The 6,075-nt window shown below is 68.3% G+C and carries 5 protein-coding genes; 2 read left to right on the top strand and 3 right to left on the bottom strand.

Annotation, left to right across the window (positions count from 1 at the left end):
* Window positions 1-92: 92 nt before the first annotated feature.
* From AVE30378_RS27945 to AVE30378_RS27935, 3 genes are all read right to left on the bottom strand, one after another.
* Window positions 93-1,370 carry a TRAP transporter large permease gene (locus AVE30378_RS27945; protein ID WP_129245774.1) on the bottom strand — a complete coding sequence of 426 codons (1,278 nt, stop codon included), beginning with the start codon at window positions 1,368-1,370 and terminating at the stop codon, window positions 93-95.
* Between the two features lie 36 nt (window positions 1,371-1,406).
* A complete protein-coding gene (locus AVE30378_RS27940) occupies window positions 1,407-1,907 on the bottom strand; it encodes a TRAP transporter small permease (protein WP_129245772.1) in 501 nt (166 codons plus the stop codon).
* A 104-nt stretch (window positions 1,908-2,011) separates the two neighbouring features.
* Window positions 2,012-2,986, bottom strand: coding sequence for a TRAP transporter substrate-binding protein (locus AVE30378_RS27935; RefSeq protein ID WP_129245770.1), 975 nt, complete (start codon window positions 2,984-2,986; stop codon window positions 2,012-2,014).
* A gap of 104 nt (window positions 2,987-3,090) precedes the next feature.
* Between AVE30378_RS27935 and AVE30378_RS27930 the strand changes: the two genes are divergently transcribed.
* Window positions 3,091-5,622, top strand: coding sequence for an ABC transporter permease (locus AVE30378_RS27930; RefSeq protein ID WP_129245768.1), 2,532 nt, complete (start codon window positions 3,091-3,093; stop codon window positions 5,620-5,622).
* Window positions 5,622-6,044, top strand: a complete 423-nt coding sequence (locus AVE30378_RS27925; RefSeq protein WP_165360327.1) for a group II truncated hemoglobin — start codon at window positions 5,622-5,624, stop codon at window positions 6,042-6,044. The genes AVE30378_RS27930 and AVE30378_RS27925 overlap by 1 nt, the downstream gene beginning before the upstream one ends.
* Window positions 6,045-6,075 lie beyond the last annotated feature (31 nt).

Raw genomic sequence — 6,075 nt, 5'->3', positions numbered from 1 at the left:
TGCTTCGGCGTGCTTAAAACCCGATCACGATACCGACCAGACTACGTCTGATCGCTTGACGGCCAAGACGGTATCTTGTATCTTGGTCCCCATCACTTCGCGTAGACCAGGTCGCGCAAGCCCAGCGACAGCCCCGGCCAGTACGTAATCACCATCAGGCAAACGATCACCACCCCCACGAACGGGACCAAGGGCTTGATCAAGCGCTCCAATGGCAGCTTCGCCACCGCGCAGGCCGCGAACAGGTTCACGCCGAACGGCGGCGTGATCATGCCCAGCGCCAGGTTCACCACCATGATGATCCCGAAGTGCACCGGCTCCACGCCGAACTTCAGCGCCACCGGCAGCAGCAAGGGGGCCAGCACCACGATGGACGCCGAGGTCTCGATGAACATGCCGATCACGAACAGCGCCGCGTTCACGCCCATGAGGAAGCTGAACTTGGTGTCGAAGATCTGCGCCAGCCAGACGCCCAGCGCGTCGGGGATGCCCGCGCGGTTGAGCAGGAAGCTGAAGATGCCCGCGTTGGCGATCACGAACATGATCACGGCGGTGGACACCACCGATTTGTGCAGCGTGTCGGACAATTGCTTGAAGCTCAGGCGGCGGTAGATGAACTTGCCCACCACCACGGCGTACATGACCGCCACCACCGAGGCTTCCGTCGGGGTGAAGACGCCGCCATAGATGCCGCCCAGGATGATGACCGGCATCAGCAGCGCCAGCCAGGCGTTCTTGAAGGCCGGCCACAGCGGCAGGCGGCCTTCGCCGTCGCGCTTGCCGAGGTTGTTGCGCTTGGCGTAGAGCCACACGTAGAACATCAGCGCCACGCCGATCAGGATGCCGGGCATGACGCCGGCGATGAACAGCTCGCCGGTCGAGGTGTCGGTGGACACGGCGAACAGGATCATCGGGATGGACGGCGGGATGATCACGCCCAGCTCGGCCGCGCTGGCCTGCAGCGAGGCGGCGAAGGGCGCGGGGTAGCCGTGCCGGATCATGGCCGGGATCAGGATGGCGCCGACGGCGAAGGTGGTCGCCACGCTGGATCCGGCCACGGCGGCGAAGATCATGCAGGTCAGCACGCAGGTGCAGGCCAGGCCGCCCTGGATGCCGCCCACCACGCTCTTGGCGAACTCCACCATGCGTTCGGAGATGCCGCCGGCCTCCATCAGGTTGCCGGCCAGGATGAAGAAGGGAATCGCGACCAGCGGGTACTTGTCCAGCGCGGCGAACAACTGCTGGGCGACCACCAGCCAGGGCAGGCCGGAGGCGCCGACTCCCGCCAGGCTGGCCAGGCCGATCGACACGGCGACCGGCACGGACAGCCCGAAGAAAATCAGCATCGAGACAATCATTAATTGGGACATGGCGATATCTGCTGCTTGTGTTCGATAGGGGGCGGCTCAGCCTTGCGCGTCGTTGCGCACGGGCACGTCTTCTTCCTCGCCGGCGCACCAGCGGGCCAGCACGGCGATGGCGGCCAGCGTGGCGCCCACGGGGATGGCCAGGTAGATCCAGGAAATCGAAATGTCCAGGCTGGGCACGTTCTGGAAGCGGACGCGGTAGGTCATGTTGCCGCCGATCCAGGCCAGGAAGCCCAGGAAGCCGGCGCAGGTCAGGCCGATGACCGCTTCGAGCGCGCGGCGGCGCGCGCCGCCCAGCAGATTGCGCAGCAGTTCCACGCTGATCATGGCGCCGTGGCGGAAGGCCAGCGCCACGCCCAGCAGCACGGTCCAGATCAGGAGGGCGCGGGTCAGCACCTCGCTCCAGTCGGCGGGCGAGTGCAGCACGAAGCGGGCGATCACCTGGTAGAAGGCGGCGGCCGCGGCGGCCACCAGCAAGAGTTGGGCAAGAATGGAGACCAGCTTGAACAGCCCGCGGTCAAAGGCGCAGAGCAAACGCATGATGTATCCCGTTGGCGGTGTACGCGAAGGATGGGGGACGAAAAACGGCGGGATCTCGATCCCGCCGCCAGGGCAGAGGCGCCCCGGGTAGGGGCGCGCCCTGTTTACTTGGTGTCGCGGATCGAGTCGATCAGTTTCTTGTCGAACTTCTTGTAGTACTCGGGGTAGGCGGGTTCGACGGCGGCGGCGAAGGCGGCGCGGTCCACCTCGGACACCTGCATGCCTTCCTTCTTCAACTGCTCGGCGCCCGTCTTTTCAATGTTGTCCACGTAGGCGCGCATGGCCTGGGCGGATTCCTTGCCTGCCTTGTCGAAGTTGGCCTTGTCCGCGGCGGACAGGCCTTCATAGACGTTGGCCGACATCAGCACCAGGGCCGGGCCGTAGACGTGGCCGGTCAGCGACAGGTACTTCTGCATCTGCGACAGCTTGGCCGAGGTGATCACCGACAGGGGGTTTTCCTGGCCGTCGATGGTGCCCTGCTGCAGGGCGGTGGCCACTTCCGGCCACGCCATGGGCGTGGGCAGGATGCCGATCTGGCGGAAGGCCGTGATGTGGATCGGGTTTTCGGTGGTGCGGATCTTCAGGCCCTTGGCGTCGGCCGGGGTCGCCACCGGACGCACGTTGTTGGTCAGGTGGCGGAAGCCCTGTTCGCCCCAGGCCAGGGCGACGATGCCGCGGCTGGGGAACTTGGCCAGCATGTCCTGGCCGATCTTGCTGTCCAGCACCTTGCGGGCGTGGTCCAGGTCGCGCAGCAGGAAGGGGATATCGAAAACCCCGGTTTCGGGAACAAAATTCAGGGTAGCCCCTGTCGAAACGATGGCCAGGTCGATGGTGCCGATCTGCAGGCCTTCGATCACCTCGCGTTCGCCGCCGAGCGCGCTGTTGGCGAATTGCTGTACCTTGTACTTGCCGCCGGTGGAGGCTTCGACGGACTTGGCCATGGCGTCCGCGCCGGCGCCGTAGTGCGACGACGTGGACAGGGCGTAGGCCATCTTCAGGGTAGTCTGCGCCGCCGAGGGCAGGGAGGTTGCGGCCGCGCAGGCGGCCAGAATCGTGGCGGCAAGCCAGGATTTACGCATTGTCTTCTCCAGGTGTGGTTCTTTATTCATGGGCGGCACTGCGCCCCGCCCCGGGATGATATCGGGATTCGGCCCCGATATTGGGCGTTGGTTAACATTGTGGAATGATGGATTTCCCTGATATGTCACGGGCCAGGCGCCCCGGTTTCTGGTCCACCCTGCGCCTGGGCGCCAGGATGATGATGCGCGACGCCCGCGCCGGAGAGCTGCGCCTGCTGGTGCTGGCGCTGGTCGTGGCGGTGGCCGCGGTGACCAGCGTGGGCTTCCTGGCCGACCGGGTCGGCCGGGCGCTGGAGCGCGACGCGGGGCAGATGCTGGGCGCCGATCTGGTCCTGGATGCCGACGAGCCCGTGCCGGCGGCCTTCATGGACGAGGCCCGCGGGCGCGGCCTGGCCGTGTCCAGCACCTGGCAGTTCCCGTCCATGGTGGGCGCGGGCGACGGCGCGCAACTGGCCGCGCTGAAGGCCGTCGAGCCGGGTTATCCGCTGCGCGGCGCCCTGCGGGTGACGGACGCGCCGTTCGCGCCCGAGGCCGCCACGCGCGACATCCCGCCCGAGGGCGCGGTGTGGGTGGACGGGCAACTGTTGTCGCTGCTGAACCTGAAGGTGGGCGACAGCCTGAACGTGGGCGACGCCCACCTGCGCATCGACCGGGTGATCACCTACGAACCCGACCGCGGCATGCAGTTCGTCAACGTGGCGCCGCGGGTGCTTCTGCGGGCCAGCGACCTGCCCGCCACCGGCCTGATCGCGCCGGGCAGCCGCATCGGCTATGCCCTGCTGGTCGCCGGCCAGCCCGACGCCGTGGCCGGCTATTCGGCCTGGCTCAATCGGAACCTGAAGCGGGGACAGAAGGTGGCCACGCTGGAATCCGGCCGGCCGGAGGTGCGCCGCACCCTGGACCGAGCACAGCGGTTTCTGTCGCTGGTCGCGCTGCTGGCCGTGCTGATATCGGCGGTGGCGGTGGCGCTGGCGGCCGGCCGCTACATGGCGCGCCATCGCGACGGCGTGGCCGTCATGCGCTGCCTGGGGGCGGTGCAGTCGCAGGTGTCGCGCATGCTGACGCTGGAATTCACCCTGGTGGGCCTGTTTTCGTCGGCCGCGGGCTGCCTGCTGGGCTATGCGGTGCACCAGGTGCTGGTCATGCTGCTGGGGTCGCTGATCGACACCGCCTTGCCCGCGCCCTCGGCCATTCCGGCCCTGCAAGGGCTCTTGACCGGCCTGCTGCTGTTGCTGGGCTTCGCCCTGCCCGCGCTGGCCCAGTTGCGCCACGTGCCGCCCGCCCGGGTGCTGCGGCGCGACGCGGACGCGCTGAGCGCGCGCAGCGCCTTCGGCTACGCCCTGGGCGCAACGGGATTCGCGCTGCTGATCTGGTGGTTCGCCGGCGACGCCAAGCTGGGCGCGGTCGTGGCGGGCGGTTTCCTGGGTGCCTTCGCGGTGTTCGCGCTGGTGGCCTGGCTGTGCATCCTGGGCCTGGCGCGCGTGCGCGGGCTGGCCGCCGGCCTGCCCGCGCTGCGTTTCGCGCTGGCGGGCGTGGTGCGCCGGCGCGCCGCGACCATCACCCAGGTGTGCGCGCTGGCGGTGGGCCTGATGGCGCTGCTGTTGCTGACGATGACGCGGACCGACCTGATCCAGGGCTGGCAGCGGACCCTGCCGCCCGACGCGCCCAACCGCTTCCTGATCAATGTGCAGCCGGACCAGCGCCAGGCCGTGACCGACGCGCTTACCCGCGAGGGGCTGGGCCGTATCTCGCTGTCGCCGATGGTGCGCGGCCGGCTCATCGCGGTCAACGGCAAGCCCGTCGGCCCGGACGATTACGAAGAACCCCGCGCCAAGCGGCTGGTGGACCGCGAGTTCAACCTGTCCTACGGGGATGAGCTGCCCTCGTCCAACCGGATCGAACAGGGCCGCTGGCTGGCGCCCGGCTCGTCGGAGGTGTCGCTGGAGTCCGGCCTGGCCAAGACCCTGGGCATCAAGCTCGGCGACAGCATGACCTTCGACGTGGCTGGCCAGCAGGTCGTGGCGTCCGTGTCCGGCACGCGCCGGGTGGACTGGGATACGATGCGGGTGAATTTTTTCGCCATCCTGCCCCCCGCCTCGCTGGCCGACATGCCCCAAAGCTGGATCACCTCGTTCTACCTGCCGCCGGAAAAGGCGGCGGTGCTGCCCGCGCTGGTGCGAGAGTTCCCCAACCTGACGGTGTTCGACGTGGGCGCCATCCTGCAGCAGTTGCAGTCCGTGCTGAACGAAGTGGGCCGCGCGGTCCAGCTACTGTTCCTGTTCACGCTGGCGGCGGGCGTGCTGGTGCTGTCGGCCGCGCTGACCGCCACGCGCGACGAGCGCATGCGGGAAGCCGCGGTGTTGCGCGCGCTGGGCGCGACCCGCAGCCAGTTGGCCCGGTCCCAGCGCATCGAGCTCTGGGCCGTGGGCGGCCTGGCCGGCCTGCTGGCCGCCGCGGGGGCAACGGCCATCGCTTGGGTTTTGTCAACCCAGGTGTTCGATTTCACGATTACTCTCAGCCTCTGGCCATGGGTGGCAGGCATAGTCGCGGGCATGCTCGGCGCCTGGGCGGGCGGCGCGCTCGCCTTGCGCGGCGTATTGCGCACGCCGCCTTTGGTCACCCTCCGAGAAACCTGATGACGTCCCGCGTCCACTCCATTACCGAACCCGTGGAAAACTCCCACAGCATTTTCGATCTCCTCGGCGGCGAGGCCGGCGTGCGCGCCCTCGTCGACCGCTTCTATGACCTGATGGACATGGAGCCCGACCTGAAAGAACTGCGCGCCGCCCATGGCCCCAGCCTCGACGAGGCGCGCGACAAGCTGTTCTGGTTCCTGTGCGGCTACTTCGGCGGCCCGGACCACTATATCGAGCGCTTCGGCCATCCGCGGCTGCGCGCAAGGCACCTGCCGTTCTCGATCGGCGAGGCCGAGCGCGACCAATGGGTCACCTGCATCGGGCGCGCCATGGAAGACCAGGGCGTCGAGCCCGCCCTGGTGGACCGGCTGCTGCAGTCCTTCTACGGCGTCGCCGACTGGATGCGCAACCGTGAAGGCTGAGGACGACCGCCGCTCGGGCGCGCGCCGCCAG

The sequence above is a fragment of the Achromobacter veterisilvae genome (genome assembly GCF_900496975.1).
Lineage (GTDB): Bacteria > Pseudomonadota > Gammaproteobacteria > Burkholderiales > Burkholderiaceae_B > Achromobacter > Achromobacter veterisilvae.
Note: the sequence above shows the minus strand (reverse complement) of the source record. Positions and strands in the feature narration are given on the sequence as shown.